The following is a 15,425-nucleotide window of genomic DNA, read 5'->3' as shown; positions in this document are numbered from 1 at the left end:
GCTCGTCGAACGTCTGCACGGGCGACAGGCACGCCGCCGCTCACGAGCCACGCGCCTCGACGCCTCCTCGCAATACGACATCAACACGACTCCAGGTCACACCCTCACCCCCTCTCTCGCCCCTTTCCCCCATCGCGCAGCCGCCTCCGCCGGCAGAGAACTGGGCCCGGGGGATCGACCTCTGGTACCGGCATCCGAGCCGATGGCCAACCTCGTGCTCGCCGTGCTCACCGCCCGCCGTATCGCGCGCAATGCGGCGCCGCTCGCCTGCGCGCTGGCCCTCGGGGCGCTCGTGGTCCTCGACGCGGCCGCGCCGCTCCCGCCGCTCGCGGCCGCGACCGCGCTGCTCGTGCTGCTCGTGGCGCTCGTCCAGCGGGCGCGGCGGCGCGCCGCCGCCATCGAGGCGAGCGCCCTGCTCGACCTCGAGGTCGGCGCCCTGCTCCTCGTCGCCACGTTCGCCGCGGTCCTCCGCCTCGACGGCTCGCTCGACGGCGACGCCCACGCCGCCCTCTACGTCGTCATCGCCCTCGTGAGCGCGTTCGCCCGCCCAGGGGCGTCGCTCCTCGTCGCGATCGCCGCCGCCGCCCTCGAGATCGCCGTCCGCTCGGCCGCGGCCCAGCGCGGCGCGCCGAGCCTCCTCGACGTCACGCGCGCGGCCGCGCCGCACATCGGCTTCATGGCCATCTTCTCGCTGCTGAACGCCACCATCCTCCGCGCGGAGCTCGGCCGCGTCAGGAAGGCCTCGCACACCCGCCTCCAGGCCGAGATCGAGCGGCTCCGCGACGACGCGCGCAGCTACCGCCTGCTCTCGGCCCCGGCCCAGGCGCGCGGCGCGGGCGCGTGCCAGAAAGGCGACGACGAGCGGCTCGCCCGCTCCGGCGTCGAGGAGATCCACCAGTCGGTGCTCTTCGCCCTGCGCCTCCTGCGCGAGTCGCTCGACCTCTACACCGCCGTGCTCCTCTGGCAGAACGACGCGGGCACGCACCTGCGCATCAGCGAGCTCGCGAGCGACGCGCCGAACCTCTCCGAGGGCCCGTTCCTCTCCGGCGACGGCGTCTTCGGCGCGGCGATCACCCAGCGCGCGCCGGTCGTCCTCGGGGGCCTCAAGCCCGGCTACAAGCTCCCCTACTACGTCGGCCCCTCCCCGGTGCGCGCCGTGTGCGCGCTGCCGGTGTTCGAGCACGGCCAGCTCCGCGGCGTGCTCGTCGTCGATCGCGTCGAGGACCGGCCGTTCTCGCCGCGCGAGCTCGAGCTCATCGACGAGGCGTGCCGCTACGCCGTGCGGGCCATCCAGAACGAGCGCGTCTTCGTCCAGCTCGAGCGCGCGAAGATCGAGCAAGGCAAGCTCTACCGCGCCGCCGAGGGGCTCGGCGCCGCCACGACCGAGGCCGGCGTCATCGAGGCCGGCGTCACGAGCGCCCGCGAGATCACGTCCGTCGATTTCGCGGCCGTCACGCTGTACGACGAGGCGCAGAAGGTCCACGAGATCCGCGCCGTCAGCGGCGACGGCGTCGCCGAGCTCACCGGGCAGCGCTTCCGCCACAACGCGGGGCTCGTCTCGATGGTGCTGCAGAACCGGCACCCGCTGCCGTACCGCGGCGAGTACGACGAGAAGCGGCAGGTCGTCTTCACCCGCCGCGTCACGCCGCCGTCGATGCCGTCGATCATCGTGCTCCCGCTCGTCGTGCACGACCGGCCGCTCGGCACGCTGGTCCTCGGCTCGCGGCGGCGCGCGGCCTTCACCGACTCGGTGCGCAGCACGCTCGAGGTCCTCGCCAGCCACATGGCCGTGTCGCTCTCGAACGCGCGCATGGTGCGGCGCCTCGAGGAGCTCGCGACGATGGACGGGCTCACCGGGCTGCTCAACAAGCGCGCGATGCTCGAGGTGGCGGACCAGAAGATCACCGCGGCGCGGCGGTTCTCGCGGCGGCTCTCGGTGCTCGTCACCGACATCGACCACTTCAAGAAGGTGAACGACACGTACGGCCACGACGTGGGCGACGTGATCATCAAGGGGCTCGGCGACGTCCTCCGGCGCGCGAAGCGGACGACCGACGCTGTCGCGCGCTTCGGCGGGGAGGAGTTCGTCGTGATCTGCGAGGAGACGGACGCGCGCGGCGCGATGCTGCTCGCGGAGCGCGTGCGCGAGGAGCTCGGCCGGACGACGTTCCACGCGGCCGGGAGCAACGGGCCTGTGCAGTGCCAGGTGACCTGCTCGATCGGGATCGCCACCTACCCCGAGGCGGGCAGCACGTGGGAGGAGCTCTTCAAGGCCGCGGACGAGTCGCTCTACGTGTCGAAGCGGTCGGGCCGGAACCGCTCCACGGCGTGGTCGCCGGCGGTGCGCTCGAACAGCGCGCATCCGCCCGCGGCGGAGGCGGGCGCTCCGGCGAAGCACGCGGCGGACGCGACCGGCGCGGCGAAGCAGGCAGCGGAGGCGGCGGCCACGGCGAGGCACGCGGCAGAGGCGGCCGCCGCGGCGAGGCACGCGGCGCCCGCGACGGCGCGGTCCCCGGCGACGGCCGCGGCGGCCAGGGCTGCGGCGGCGAAGCCCGCGGCAGGGGCGCCCGCGCCGCAGCGCAGGCCGGCCGTGGCGGGCGGCGCAGGCGGCGCCCCGGCGGCCCCGGGACAGGACGGCGCGCCGTCCGCCGGGAAGCGCGCCGCGACCGCCGCGCAGGCGCCGGGGAAGGCGCCCGGCGAGGCCGAGCCTCGGAGCAAGCCGAGGCGCCCGCCGGACGTCGATCCCACGAGCAAGCCGAAGACGGCCGCCTGAGGTCTGCGCGCCGCTTGCGGCGCGGGCGCGGCGGGAACATAAGCCTCCTCGGCGAAACCGAAGCCAAGGAGGCGCGATGAGCTCGGACCCCGATCGAGACGACCCCAGGGAGGATCTCAAGCAGGGGCTGAGCCTGCTCTGGCGCGCGGCGCGCAAGACGGCCGTGGACCTGCGCAAGGACCTCGACAGCACGAACGTCGGCAGGGCGATCGACGACGCCGGGCGCGAGCTCGTCCGGGCCGCGACGAACGTGGTCGGCCGGATCGGCGCCGAGCTGAGCAAGGGCCCGGCGCAGGCGCCTTCGCGGGACGAGCGCTCCGAGGGCCGCGGGGAGGCTGAGGGCCGCGGGGAGGCTGAGGGCCGCGGGGAGGCTGAGGGGCCCGAGACGCGGCCCGCCGGGCCCACGCCGGAAGACCCGGGGTTCCGCATTGCGGTCGACCCGGAGGACAAGGACACGAAGCCCCGTTAGCTGCGTGGCTGCGGCCAATGAGGAGCCGATGGACGAGCGCCGCAGGCGAGCCTGCTACGATGTCTCGTCAGGGGGACATGTGGGCGAGGAACACGTCCAGCTCGCCGGTACCGTCACTCTGGTACGACAATGGGCCTCCTCCAAAATCCACGGAGCTGACGCTCCCCCCGTGCTGCCCGAGGAGGATCGTGTTGTCCGAGCTGTCCACTGCGACGGCGACGGCGACCTGAGCTATGCCACCGTCATAAATCACGCTGTCGACATACGTTCCGGTCGTATCCCACTGCGCGACAAAAACGTCAGCATATCCACCCAACGCCCCCCCGCCAAAATTGACGCTGCTCCAGGTGTTTCCGGTGAGTATCACGTCGTCGGAGCTGTTCGTCGCAAGGCCGTGATTCCACGTGTGCGCGTCGATGAAGCCCTTGGTCCAGATGTCCGTTCCGCTGCTGTCGAACTGCGTGACGAAGGTAGAGACGGACCCCCCGCTCGTCAGCGTGGGCGTGTTGATGCCAAAGTCGACGGTTCCATCATACTGGCCGGCCACGATGGGGTTCCCCGATGAGTCGACGACGACGTGCAGACCGTATGAGTCGCCGTTGCCGAAGGATTTGCTCCAGAGCGCAGTGCCGCTGCTATCGAATTTCGCGACAAATGCGTCCCAGCCAGTGCCCCCGGTGTTGCTGGTCAGCGTGCCGCCGCCGAAGTCCGCGGTCGTGATGAACGCACCCGTGACCGCGATGCTGTCGTTGTTGAGATCGGCGGCGACGCCCGAGCTGGAGATGAATGAGCTGGCGCCTGAGTGCTCGAAGAACCTGGCAAAGACAGGGGTCCCCGAGCTGTCGAACTTCGCAAGGACCGAGCCGCCCCATGACAGGGAATTGGAGTCGCTGCCGATCGTGAGGTTGCCGTCGTATTGACCGACGAGGATGACATTGTCCGAGGAGTCGATCGCGATCTCATTGCCGACCGCGACAGGCCCGCTGCCGTAGCTGTAGCTCCAGATGTGGGTGCCAGACGAGTTGTATTTCGCGACGTACAGGCTGCTGCCCGGGGCACCGCTGTTGGTCACCGTTCCGCCGCCGAAGTCACCGTCGTCCCCCATCACTCCCGTGATGACCACGTTGCCCGAGCTGTCCGTGGCGACGCCGCGGACATCCGCAAAATCGAAGCTCTTGCTCCAGAGGTGGCTGCCCGCGCTGCTGAACGCTGCCACATAGCCAGCAGAGTAGCCCGCGCTGAAGAACGTGGTACCGCCGAAGTCCGCCGAGCCGCCGTACCACCCGACCATGATGGAGTTGCCCGATCCGTCGACAGCGACCCGCTGAGGAATGATCCAGCTGTAAGGCTCGCGGAACGAGAGACTCCAGTCGTGGGTCAGGGCCTGATTGGACGACGCGACAGCCTCCGACGAGCCCTCGTCGCCCGCGCCGGAAGGCGCATGACAAGCGGTGATCCCGACAAGCAAAGACAGACCGATAGCCCCGATGGGCAGCGTGATCCCATGCATAAGGATGACCTCCTCCTGTTCCGGCGTGCTCGAACGCTGCCGCGATCGTCCGTTCAACCCCGCGGTAGCTGGCCGTACGCCGATTTGTTAACTAGAACAGTACCGTAGATCACCATTCTCCATGAAGTCAAGGCGGGCGCATCGTTCCGGATGGAATTTTCGGTCACACCCCTGGCCAGCAACGGCGTCCAGGTGGGCAGGCGGCACCGAACGACGAAGACGAGCACGTCGCGCGTCATCTTGGAGCCGTCCTTGTCGGTGACCTCGACCGAGAACTCCGCGTGTCCGCAGCCGCTCGGCGCGAACGTCGCGGTCTTGCCCGAGATCGCCACGGCTCCGTTCTCCGCGCTGGGCGACGCCTGGGTCGGACCGTCCGTGAAGCCGGCGAAGACATGGTACGATCGTCCTCGATGAGCGCCTCCAGTTCGTTCACTGCCCTCGATTGGGTCGCCGTCGTCGTCGTTGGCCTGCTGTCGCTGGCGCTGCTCACGTTCCCATTCACGATCGCGCCGTCGTTCGCCGGGATGTTCGCCGAGCTCGGCGAAGCGCTCCCCGCGGTGACGCGCGTGGCGCTGACCCCGTGGGCCTCTCCGGCGTTGGGCATTTTGGTGGCCTCGCCCGCCGTGGTCGCGCTGGCGCTGCCTGCTGAAAGCACGCTCGCTCTCCGCCGCGCCATGGTGGTGCTCGCCTTCTTCCTTGGGGTGATCGCCCTCGCCGCGGCGATGTACGCGATGTACGCGCCGATCTTCGAGCTCGCCGGGAACATCAAGCCAGAATAGGCTCGAGGGTCGCGCCGGTGCTCGGTCATGTACGGAAGAGGGAAGAGCTCTTCACTCTCGAGTGTAGCGACGCCGAGTCACTGAATATGAAGGACCATCGGCTGACTCGCGAGCTCTCCGTTTGACACCGTCACCTGATAGTCGCCGGGCGGATACTCCTGACTGATCAGGATCCTGCGGATGTTGCAGGCGTCGATGGGCGCGAGCTCGTCGATGCCGTTTCCGGTGATGCGCACGGTCGTCCAGCCTTCGACGAAATTGTCCCCGATGATGTAGATGGGATACCAGACGGGGCTGTCGAACTGGTCCGACGCAAAGCGCCGGATGCTCGGTGGGAGGCCCGGATCGGGCGTGGGCTCCGGCTCGGCGCAGGGGCCCCACGGCGGACAGTCGCCGAGGACCCGGTACGGATCGCGCCCGAGGATCTCCTGAACTCGCCATTCGGTCAGGAGCCGCGTGTGCATGCTGCCATAGGGGTTCAGGTTGGGCGGCGGCGGCTCCACGGGCACAGCGTCGAAGCACCCCTCCCCCAGGGCGTGGTCGCGGCACAACGCGACGTCGATGTCGTCGGCGACGCTGAATTGAGAGAGCCACTCCGCGATCGGGAGGGGCCTCGACGGATCGATGGCGACGTCCAGGATCATGAGCTGCCCACCGACCCGGACCACGGGCGCGACGTGGCCGGACCACGTCACGGTCCCGGACGGCTCGTTGGCTGTCTGGAAGACCAGCCGCTTGCGCGGCTTTGCCTTGACCCTGGCGAAGTAGGGCGTCGGATAGTCCCACTGGTGGAAGAAGTGGACCGCCGCCTCGGCCCGCTCCTCGCAGCCGTTGTCGGCCGCGAGCCAGGGGATCCGCCGCAGAAACTCGGGTTGCTCCGGCATGGTGAGCAGCCGGCTGTCGCGGATCGCGGCGAACCCGGAGCTCAGCTGCTCCTCGGTCCACGTGGGAACGCAATCGGCCGCCAGGCTCCCGGGCGGGCCCTTGAGCTCATCGAACGAGCGCGGACCGTCGGGCAGCTGGCAGGCCGCGCTCGCGCCGCCTCCGGGGGATCCTTCGTCACCCGGCGAGCCCGCGCCGGACGGCGGGGAGTCGGCGGCGTCCTCCAGCAGCGCTCCCGTGTCGGAGCGCTCGATGTCGGGAGCCCGATCGGAATAAGCGCCCTCGTCGCCTCCACAGGCCGAGGCGGCCAGGGCCGCCGACGCGACACACAACACGCTCGCAAGAGCAACATAGGACTGTCGCATGAATCTGATCTCCCTGCGTAAGATAGGATGCACCCCGAGAGGAGCCGTCACGCTCGGAGCATGTCGGGGCCCGCGGGGCGCGGCGCACCATAGCACCGCTCGCGGTCCCCGCACGGCGGACACCCGCGATCCTCGAGGGCGGCGCGAGACGCAGGGCAGGCGCAGCCCCGCAATCGCCTATTCGTTCGCCCCAGGTTGGGCCCATGCCGTCCGAGGGATTGCAATCCGTGGTCACGCCCTCCGCGAATCTCCGCGGATGCTACGGTTCGCCCCCACGGAACCTTCCCGCCAGAAAACCGATCGACGTGGTGGGCGGTCAGGAGCGGTCGCCTCGCCGCGCGCGCGCTCGCCTCTCGCCGCGCGGCACGTCCGATGTTCGCGCGGTGAGGCGAGGGGGGAGCAGGACCTCTCGCGCGACCCTGGCGCCCGCCAGCATTTCAAGCAGCAGCCGGACCGCTTCGCGTCCTATCCCGCCGACGTCCTGATCGACTGTCGCGACGGGATAACGCAGGAGATCGGCCATCAGGATGTCGTCGAATCCGACGACGTCGATCTCGTCGGGCACGGAGAGGCCGGCGGCGCGGATGGCCCGCAGGGTCCCGACAGTGCTCCAGAAATTTGCCGCGTAGACGGCCAGAGGTCCACGCAGCCGCCGGAGAAGCTCGACCATGCGCGTCTCCGCCGCTTCCGGGGTGGCCGCCTTCAACTCCTCGATGGCCGCCGCCTTGGCGCCGCTCCGCGTCAGCTCCGCCTGGAACCCGTCGAGACGATGTCGGTAGGTGGCGATGTCGAGCGGACCGCCGATGTAGACGAGCGACCGATCCTTGTGCCTGAGAAGCTGGCGGAGCGCCAGCACCGAACCGGCGGCGTGATCGGTGCGCACGCACGCCACGTCGAGGTCCGGGACCGCCCGGTCGATCTGCACAAAGGGAAGCCCCTGCTTGTGCGCCGCGATGAGATCGCCATCCCCTCCGGAAACCGGGGACACGATGAGCCCATCCACCCGCGACTCGTGCACGAGCTGCAACGCGCGACGCTGGCGCCCCGCGTTACCGGCCAGGTGGCTCACCACGAGGGCATAGCCGTGGAGCTCGGCCTCGCGCTCGGCGCCGACGGCTATCCCGGCCCAGAACGGGTTCGCCAGGTCCTCGACGGCGAGGGAGATCGCGTACGATTTTTGCTCCCGGAACGCCTGGGCCATGGCGTTGGTCCGGTAACCCAGCTTCTGGGCCAGCGCCCAGACCCGCTCCACCGTGGCGGCGCTGATGCGAAACTTCGCGTGCTTGCCCGTCAGAACGTGAGACACCGTGGTCTGGGACAACCCCAGCTGCTCGGCGATGTCCTTCATACGGACCGGACGCAGGCCGGGCACGTGCGGCGGGTCGGGGTCGGGGGGATCGTTCAAGCGCGCGCTCCGTGCAGCTAATTCGGATTAGCTGTTGACGCTAGCACGCACGCGCATAGTATTGAAGCGGAATACGCGGCCGGTGTTTGCGGTCCCTCGCGCGCGAGGGGGCCATGGCAGCGGTCTACGGATCCGCCAGATGGCGCCGACGCGACGACGACCTTGACGTTCCGGCGGGCTGGAGCGGCAAGGCCATACTTGCTCAAGCCCGCCTGCTCCAGGAGACAGCAATGGCACAGAGTGAACCGGTGATCTTGGGCTTCATGGGCAACCGGGGCTTCTTTCCGACGGAGTTCGCGAAGGAGGGAGCGAAAGCCACCCAGTCGGCCGTGGGCCATGTGCTCGGGCAGCGCGTGCGCTACGTCGATCTCGGCAACGTCGAGACCTACGCCGACGCGCGCGCGGCCGCGGGCGTCGCCCAGCAGTACCGCCGCGCTCCCGACGGCGGCGGGGCCATTGGCGTCATCTGTTCGATGTACAATTTCTCCGATGAAAACGGGATTCGGGACTTTCTGCGGCTGGCCGACCTCGACGTGCCGGTGCTGCTGCACACCGAGCCTGACGTGCGCGGTCTGGGACGCATGGGACAGAAGGGCCGGCGGGACGGGGCGTGCGGGCGCTTTTCGGCAGCCAACGCGCTCCGCCACATCGGCTACCCGTACACCCTCACGTCCAGGCATTGCGAAGCCGTGAGCTCGGCAGCCTTCGCGGACGATCTCCACGCCTTCTACGCGAGCTGCGTCCTGGCATCGAAGTTCCGTCGCCGGGGCCGCGGCGTGCGCCTCGGGCTGGTGGGCTCGGGGCCCGACGCGTTCCAGACGGTCACCAACGTCTCCACCGAGCTCTTGGGGCACATGGGCCTGAGCACGGTCGGCCTGGAGCTCATCGCGCTCGATCGACAGATGCGCAACGTCTCGCCGCGCGAGCTATCCGCTCAGCTGGAAGCGGTCTCCGGCTACATCGCGGCGGCTGACGTTCCGCGCGCCTCGCTGGAAGCGATCGCCCGGATGGGCGTCGTCTTCGACCGGTTCGTGAAAGAGAACGACCTCGACGGCATCGCTGTGCGCTGCTGGACGGAGATGCAGAAGTACCAGATTGGCGGAGAGGTGGGCGTGATGCCCTGCACCTGCATGAGCATGCTCTCGGACAAGCTCATCCCCGCCGCCTGCGAGACCGACATCGCGGGCTGGATGGGGATGTACATGCTCCAGTGCGCTTCCGGGCTCGTGCCGCTGCTGGGCGACTGGAACAACATGTACGATGACGAGCGCGAGGAGGTGGATCTCTTCCACTGCGGCGTCTGGGCCAAGAGCGTGATGCGCCCCGGCGCCCGCATCACCCGCCAGGAGATCCTGGCCACCCAGGCCGACATCGGCGCGGAGAACACCTGGGGCGCGGTCGACGGCGAGCTCAAGGCGGGCACCTGCGCCTTTCTGAGACCTTGCACCAACGCGCGCGAAGGAAGCGTGTTCCTCTACGGCGGGGTGGGCCGGGTCAGCGAAGAAGGCGTCGACACCTTCGGCACGCGCGGCCGCATCCAGATCCCGCGCATTCAGGAGCTCTTTCGCTATTTGACGCAGCCCGAGCGGGCGGTGGAGCACCACACCGCCCTCGTGGTCGGGACGCAGAAGAACATCGAGCTGACCATGAAAGCGATTCGAGACGCGGTGCCCTACATCAATGCCCAGGCGGGCCTCGGCCGCGGCGGCCAGGCGCTGGTTGATTTCTACGAGCACAGCCAGGTCGGCGAGCTCTGAGGCGACGGTCGGCTCGCTGCAACGTAGCTTGACGTGGGCTCGGGCGTGGTCCGCCTATACCATGCCGCTCCCGGACGGCGTTCCAGTGGGCGGGAGCGCGATGAGGGGCTCGTCGTCGGGGAGGCGGAGGGGGTTCGGCAGGTAGGGATCGAGCTCGCCGGGCTCGAAGCGGCAGAGGCCGATCACGTGCCAGAAGGAACCTGCGATGTCGCCGCCGAACCTGTAACGACCGTCGGGGGTGAAGGCGGCCCATCCCTCGGCGCAGGGCAGGAGGATCGCGAGGCATCGGCCGGTGGCAACCCGCCAGAGGCGGAGGGTGCCGTCGGTCGAGGCAGAAGCGAGGAGCGTGCCGTCAGGGCTGAAGGCGACGCTCACCACAGGGGCAGTGTGGCCCTTGAGAGCGCCGAGGGCTCGACCGCTTCCGGCCTCCCACAACCTCACGATCGTATCGTACGAACCCGAGGCCAACGTTCGGCCGTCAGGGCTGAACGCCACGCTCGTCGCCCCCTTGCCATGGTCCTCGAAGACACGGAGCGCTCGCCCGCTTTCGACGTCCCACAACCTCACGGTCGTGTCATTCGACCCCGAGGCCAGCATCCGGCCATCGGGGCTGAACACCACGCTCGTCACCACCTTGCCATGACCCCCAAAGGTGCGGAGGACTCGGCCGCTCTCGGCCTCCCACAACCTCACGATCGTATCGTACGAACCCGAGGCCAGCGTTCGGCCGTCAGGACTGAACACCACGCTCGTCGCCGCCTTGCCATGGCCCTCGAAGACGCGGAGGGCTCGCCCGCTCTCGACCTCCCACAACCTCACGGTCGTGTCATTCGACCCCGAGGCCAGCATCCGGCCATCAGGGCTGAATCCCACGCTCGTCACCGCCTTGCCATGATCGCCCAAGGTGCCGAGGGCTCGCCCGCTCTCGACCTCCCACAACCTCACGGTCGTGTCATGCGACCCCGAAGCAAGCGTCCGGCCATCAGGGCTGAACGCCACGCTCATCACGTGATGGCTGTGGCTCTCGAAGACACGGAGGACTCGACCGCTCTCGACCTCCCACAACCTCACGTTCGTGTCATGCGACCCCGAGGCCAGCGTCCGGCCGTCAGGACTGAACACCACGCTCGTCGCCACCTTGTTATGTCCCCCCAAGATGCGAAGGACTCGACCGCTCTCGACCTCCCACAACCTCACGGTCGTATCATTCGGCTCCAAGGCCAGCGTCCGGCCATCAGGGCTGAACGCCACGCTCATCACGTCATGGCTGTGGCTCTCGAAGACGCGGAGGACCTGCCCGCTGTCGACCTCCCACAACCTCACGGTTGTATCATTCGACCCCGAGGCCAGCGTCCGGCCGTCAGGGCTGAATACGACGCTGTTCACCCGGGCGCCATGGCCCTCGAAGACACGGAGGGCTCGCCCGCTCTCGACCTCCCACAACCTCACGGTCATGTCCCGCGACCCCGAAGCAAGCGTTCGGCCATCAGGCCTGAACGCCACGCTCGTCACCATCAGGCCATGGCCCTCGAAGACACGGAGGGCTCGGCCGCTCTCGACCTCCCACAACCTCACGGTCATGTCATCCGACGCCGAAGCAAGCGTCCGGCCATCAGGGCTGAACACAACGCTGTTCACCCAGTTGCCATGACCCTCGAAGACGCGGAGGACGTGCCCGCTCTCGACCTTCCACAAGCGCATTGCGCGCCCCGCCCCCGAGGCCAGCGTTCGGCCGTCAGCGCTGAACACGACGCTCCTCACCCCGACGCCATGGCCCTCGAAGACGCGGAGGACTCGCCCGCTTTCGACCTTCCACAACCTCACGCTCGAGTCATCCGACCCCGAGGCCAGCGTCCGGCCATCAGGGCTGAACGCCACGCTGTTCACCGGACCGAGGTGTCCAGCTATCCCCCGGATGGCTCGCCCGGAGACCACATCCCAGAGCCGGACCGAGCCGTCGCCATGGCCCGTCGCGAGGAGATCTCCCGAGGGATTCCAGGCCACCGCGTTGCACGATGACGCCGGTATCCACATCAGGTCAGCCCCGGAAGGCCGAGGTGGTGCCGCCCCTTCCGCCACGAGCGACGCGACGGCCACCCCCCGGGCGCCGACCAGCTTGGCGCCGCGCAGCGTCGCCCCAGCGAGATCCGCACCGGTCAAATCCGCGTCCACGAGGCGAGCAAACGACAGGTCCGCGCCCCGGAGATCGGCGCCCATCAGCGAAGCGCCGCGCAGATCCGCCCGTCCAAGCCGCGCCGAGAGGAGCGAGGCGCCGGCCAGCCTGGCCTCGACCAGCGCGGCGTTCGTGAGGTTGGCGCTCGCCAGATTGGCGCTCCGAAGATCCGCGCGGTTGAGGTTCTGCCCGCTCAGGTCCTGGCCGGCCAGGTTCACGCCCTCGACCACCTCGATCTCGTCCTCCCCGACGACCGCCGCCCCCTGCTCGCTCTTCTCCAGCAAGCGCACGATCCGCAGCCCGTTGTCCTTCGCATGCCCCTTGGCCGCCCCGTGCAGCACCCGCGCCGCCCACGCCGCCGCCTGCTCGCGCCCCGCGAGCGACACGAAGAAGTCCACCATCAGCTCGCTCATCTCGTCGGCCGCGAGCGCCGCGCTGTCCCCTGTGTCATTCACCTCCCGCGCCGCCGCCTCGGCCACGAGCCACTCGAGGACCGAGCGGTGGACGAACGAGAAGGCACCCTCCGCGTCCCGCACGAGCAGCGATCCCGAGCCGATCAGGAACTCGACCATCGCCCGCTCCAGCGGCGGCCCGTCCTTCGGCTGTACGCCCTTCACGAGGCTCTCCGGCAGCTCGGCGATTCCGACCGCGCGCGCCCGCCGGTCCCACAGCAGCCGCGCGAGCTCGGTCATCGCGCCCCGGAGCGCCTCGCGCGAGATGCCGCGCGGCGCTCCCCGCGGGTTGGCACGCCGGTGCTCGTGGTCGAGCCACTGCTCCACGAGCAGCTCGTACAGCTTGGCCGCGGTGATCTCCCCCGTCCCCTCCTTGGCTTCGAGGAGCTTTCTCTCCTCGATCTTCGCGATGAACCCGAGCATGCGCGGGTTCTCCGAGAGCCCGAGCAGATCGCTGACCTCGTGGAGCAGCCGGTACCGGGCCTCGGCCTCCGCGGGCTCGGGGATCAGGTTGCCCAGGAACCGCCGGATCTGTGGCTGCCCGAACCCCTCCAGCTGCACGAGCCGGTAGCCCTGCACCTGCTCCGCCCGCCGGGCGAGCTCCTGCTCGATCTGCCGGTCATCGAGGAAGTGCTGCGTCCGGCTGGTCACCACCACCTTCGCGATCCCCTCGGCCGCCTGCATCACGGTCTCGAAGTGCTCGAGCACCCGGTCGTACGTCAGCCGCAGGGCGAGCTCGTCGAAGCCGTCGAACAGCAGCGCGATCCGCCCCTCGGCCAGCATGTAGCCGAAGGCGCGCGGGTCGATCGGCTCGTCCGCGAGCGCGAAGTGCTGCGCGACAAGCACGCTCAGCGAGCGCTGCTTCTCGAGCCGGCTCATCTCGATGAGCACCGGCACGAGCGGGTGCTCCTCCCTCACCATCCGCCGCGCGAGCTCGTGCAAGAGGAACGTCTTGCCCGCGCCGAAGTCGCCGAGCACCAGCACGAAGCGCCGGCGGGGCGCGTCGAGCAGCTCCCACAGCGACGCGAGCGCGCTCTCCGTGACGCTCTTCTCGCGGTCGCCGAGGCTCACCACGGCCGGCTGCTCGACGTAGAGCCACGGCGGGTAGATCGGGTCCGCCTCGAGCCGGTCCGTCTGCCGCACGAGGTACCGGCCGAAGTCGATGAGCCCCTGGTACTCCGAGAAGCTCTTGAGCACGACGCCGCGGCGCCATGCGCGCTCGATCAGCGCCGGCGGCGCCTGCGGGCCCGCGTGGATCAGCGTCGATCGGAGCAGCGGATCCTGCTCCCGGAACGGGCGCTCCACCTCGGTCACGTAGCGCGCGACGAGCTCCTCCGTGATCGACTGATCGAGCGCGCCGATCACCCGCAGGTCGACGAGCGATCCGTCCCGCGCCGCCAGCTCGATCACGCCCGCGAACGGGGGCGGCGTCCGGTGCCTCGTGACGGTCGCGCCGGGCGTGCGCAGCAGCGCCACCCGCTCGATGCGCTGGAGGAAGCCGTCGTGCCGCTCCTCGAACGCGCGCTCGCCGCGCTCACCGTCGCCCGAGGTGCAATCCACCTCTCCGGCCGGCCCGCGCCGCCCCGGCAGCTCGCGCTCCGGCCGCGGCGCCGGCGCGAGGTGCTTCTGCAGGAACGCGACAAGCACCGCCGCCGAGGCGCGGCACGCGAACGCGCGGAAGCCGTCGTCCTTGGCGAGGTCGGCGTGATCGCTCACCGCCTTCACGAAGATCGAGCGCTTCTGGCAGCGGCCCGCGAGGTCGCCGATCGCCGCGCCCTCCATCTCCAGGCCCAGCGTGCCCCGCACCACGCGCTGGAGGTCGCGCCAGACGCCCGGATCCTGCACCACCGCCGCGAGCGTGGCGACGGCCCCGACATGCACGCAGAGCGGCGGATCGGACGGCGGACCGTCCGGGTGGAGCAGCCGCTCCTCCAGCGCCTTCTCCCGCCCGGCGTCGGTGAGGCGCAGCGCGCCGCCCTTCATCGCGGCGAGCCCGTCCTTCACGGCCTCCTTGACCCGCGCGGTCCACCCCGGGCAGGCGCGCCTCCGGTCCGCGTGCGCCACCGGCGAGGGCCCACCCTCCGCCTCGTGCACGTGGAGGGCGTCGAGGAGCCACCGCTGCTGGGACTCCCGGGAGGGCGGGCGCTCGCGGGAGAGCGCCGCGAGGTCGAGCTCGCGCGCGAGGAAGGCGGCGTCCATCTTCCACGTGGCCGCGAGATCGAAGGTGCGCACGTCGTGGAGGCGCTCCGCCTCCTTGCCCGGCGGCGCGACGCGTTTGCCCTCGTCGAAGCTGTAGAGCCGGTCGGCCACGATCACGTCGCCGAGCGCCACCTTGCGGGGGTCGCCCGCGCAGATGCCGCACATCGCGAGGCACGCAGGATCGAGCTCGGAGAGGAGCTGCTGCCCCCGGATCGCCGCCGTGCGCTGGCCCGCCTCGCCGATCCACGCCGCGGCCACCGCGAGCGACCCGCCATGAGCGCTCGGAAAGGCGCGCCGGTAGTAGCGAAAGCCGCCGAGGTCCCGCAGCTCGCGCCACCCCGCGGCGCCGCCATCGCCCTGCGCGAGCACCCCCTCGAGCTCGTCCTGGAGCGCCACGACCACGAGCACGTCGATCGGCCCGACGTCGACCTCCGCGCCTGCGTCCGCGCCTCCCCGGCCCCCGTACCGCGCCTCCGCCGCGTCGTGCTGCGCCTTCGCCACGCAAGGCATGGTGCAGCCGGAGCGAGAGGCGCCGCAATAGAGTGAGCGACGTCGCCTTCGCCTGGGAGGGCGCTTCGGAGAGAATCGGTCCGCGGCGACACCCGCAGGTGGTCGAGCTCCGCGGCGCCGGGGCGATCTCGAGCCTGTACCGCGATGAGCT

General features: G+C 70.0%; 9 protein-coding genes. 4 read left to right on the top strand and 5 right to left on the bottom strand.

Translation table 11 applies throughout. The features are described from left to right. Window positions 1-202: 202 nt before the first annotated feature. Complete coding sequence (locus tag WME82_RS45580) at window positions 203-2,773, top strand: diguanylate cyclase (RefSeq protein WP_438040436.1); 2,571 nt, start codon at window positions 203-205, stop codon at window positions 2,771-2,773. 76 nt (window positions 2,774-2,849) lie between these two features. Further along, window positions 2,850-3,242 (top strand): hypothetical protein, encoded by a 393-nt coding sequence (locus WME82_RS45575; protein WP_438040435.1) that lies wholly within the window; start codon window positions 2,850-2,852, stop codon window positions 3,240-3,242. 67 nt (window positions 3,243-3,309) lie between these two features. Here the strand turns inward: WME82_RS45575 and WME82_RS45570 are convergent, their stop codons facing one another. Together WME82_RS45570 and WME82_RS45565 are read right to left on the bottom strand one after the other, a co-directional pair. After that, window positions 3,310-4,752: a hypothetical protein gene (locus tag WME82_RS45570; protein ID WP_438040434.1), complete on the bottom strand. Its 1,443-nt coding sequence runs from the start codon at window positions 4,750-4,752 to the stop codon at window positions 3,310-3,312. A 53-nt stretch (window positions 4,753-4,805) separates the two neighbouring features. After that, window positions 4,806-5,084 (bottom strand): hypothetical protein, encoded by a 279-nt coding sequence (locus tag WME82_RS45565; protein ID WP_438040433.1) that lies wholly within the window; start codon window positions 5,082-5,084, stop codon window positions 4,806-4,808. Window positions 5,085-5,162: 78 nt separating this feature from the next. Here WME82_RS45565 and WME82_RS45560 point away from each other — a divergent pair, with 78 nt between their 5' ends. Continuing rightward, on the top strand, window positions 5,163-5,531 hold the full coding sequence (locus WME82_RS45560) for a hypothetical protein (protein WP_438040432.1): 369 nt from the start codon (window positions 5,163-5,165) through the stop codon (window positions 5,529-5,531). Between the two features lie 77 nt (window positions 5,532-5,608). On the opposite strand, the gene WME82_RS45555 is transcribed toward WME82_RS45560, so the two are convergent. Then, on the bottom strand, window positions 5,609-6,778 hold the full coding sequence (locus WME82_RS45555; RefSeq protein WP_438040431.1) for a protein-glutamine glutaminase family protein: 1,170 nt from the start codon (window positions 6,776-6,778) through the stop codon (window positions 5,609-5,611). 316 nt (window positions 6,779-7,094) lie between these two features. Continuing rightward, complete coding sequence (locus WME82_RS45550) at window positions 7,095-8,183, bottom strand: LacI family DNA-binding transcriptional regulator (RefSeq protein ID WP_438040430.1); 1,089 nt, start codon at window positions 8,181-8,183, stop codon at window positions 7,095-7,097. A 113-nt stretch (window positions 8,184-8,296) separates the two neighbouring features. On the opposite strand from WME82_RS45550, the gene WME82_RS45545 reads away from it, so the two are divergent. Next, complete coding sequence (locus tag WME82_RS45545; RefSeq protein ID WP_438040429.1) at window positions 8,297-9,940, top strand: L-fucose/L-arabinose isomerase family protein; 1,644 nt, start codon at window positions 8,297-8,299, stop codon at window positions 9,938-9,940. A gap of 54 nt (window positions 9,941-9,994) precedes the next feature. Here WME82_RS45545 and WME82_RS45540 read toward each other — a convergent pair whose 3' ends face one another. Beyond that, entirely contained in the window at window positions 9,995-15,265 is a 5,271-nt protein-coding gene (locus WME82_RS45540; RefSeq protein ID WP_438040428.1) for a pentapeptide repeat-containing protein, read from the bottom strand. Window positions 15,266-15,425 lie beyond the last annotated feature (160 nt).

This window comes from Sorangium sp. So ce128 (genome assembly GCF_051525245.1).
GTDB lineage: Bacteria > Myxococcota_A > Polyangia > Polyangiales > Polyangiaceae > Sorangium > Sorangium cellulosum_B.
The sequence above is the reverse complement of the archived record's forward strand: the minus strand, read 5'-3'. Positions and strand labels throughout refer to the sequence as shown.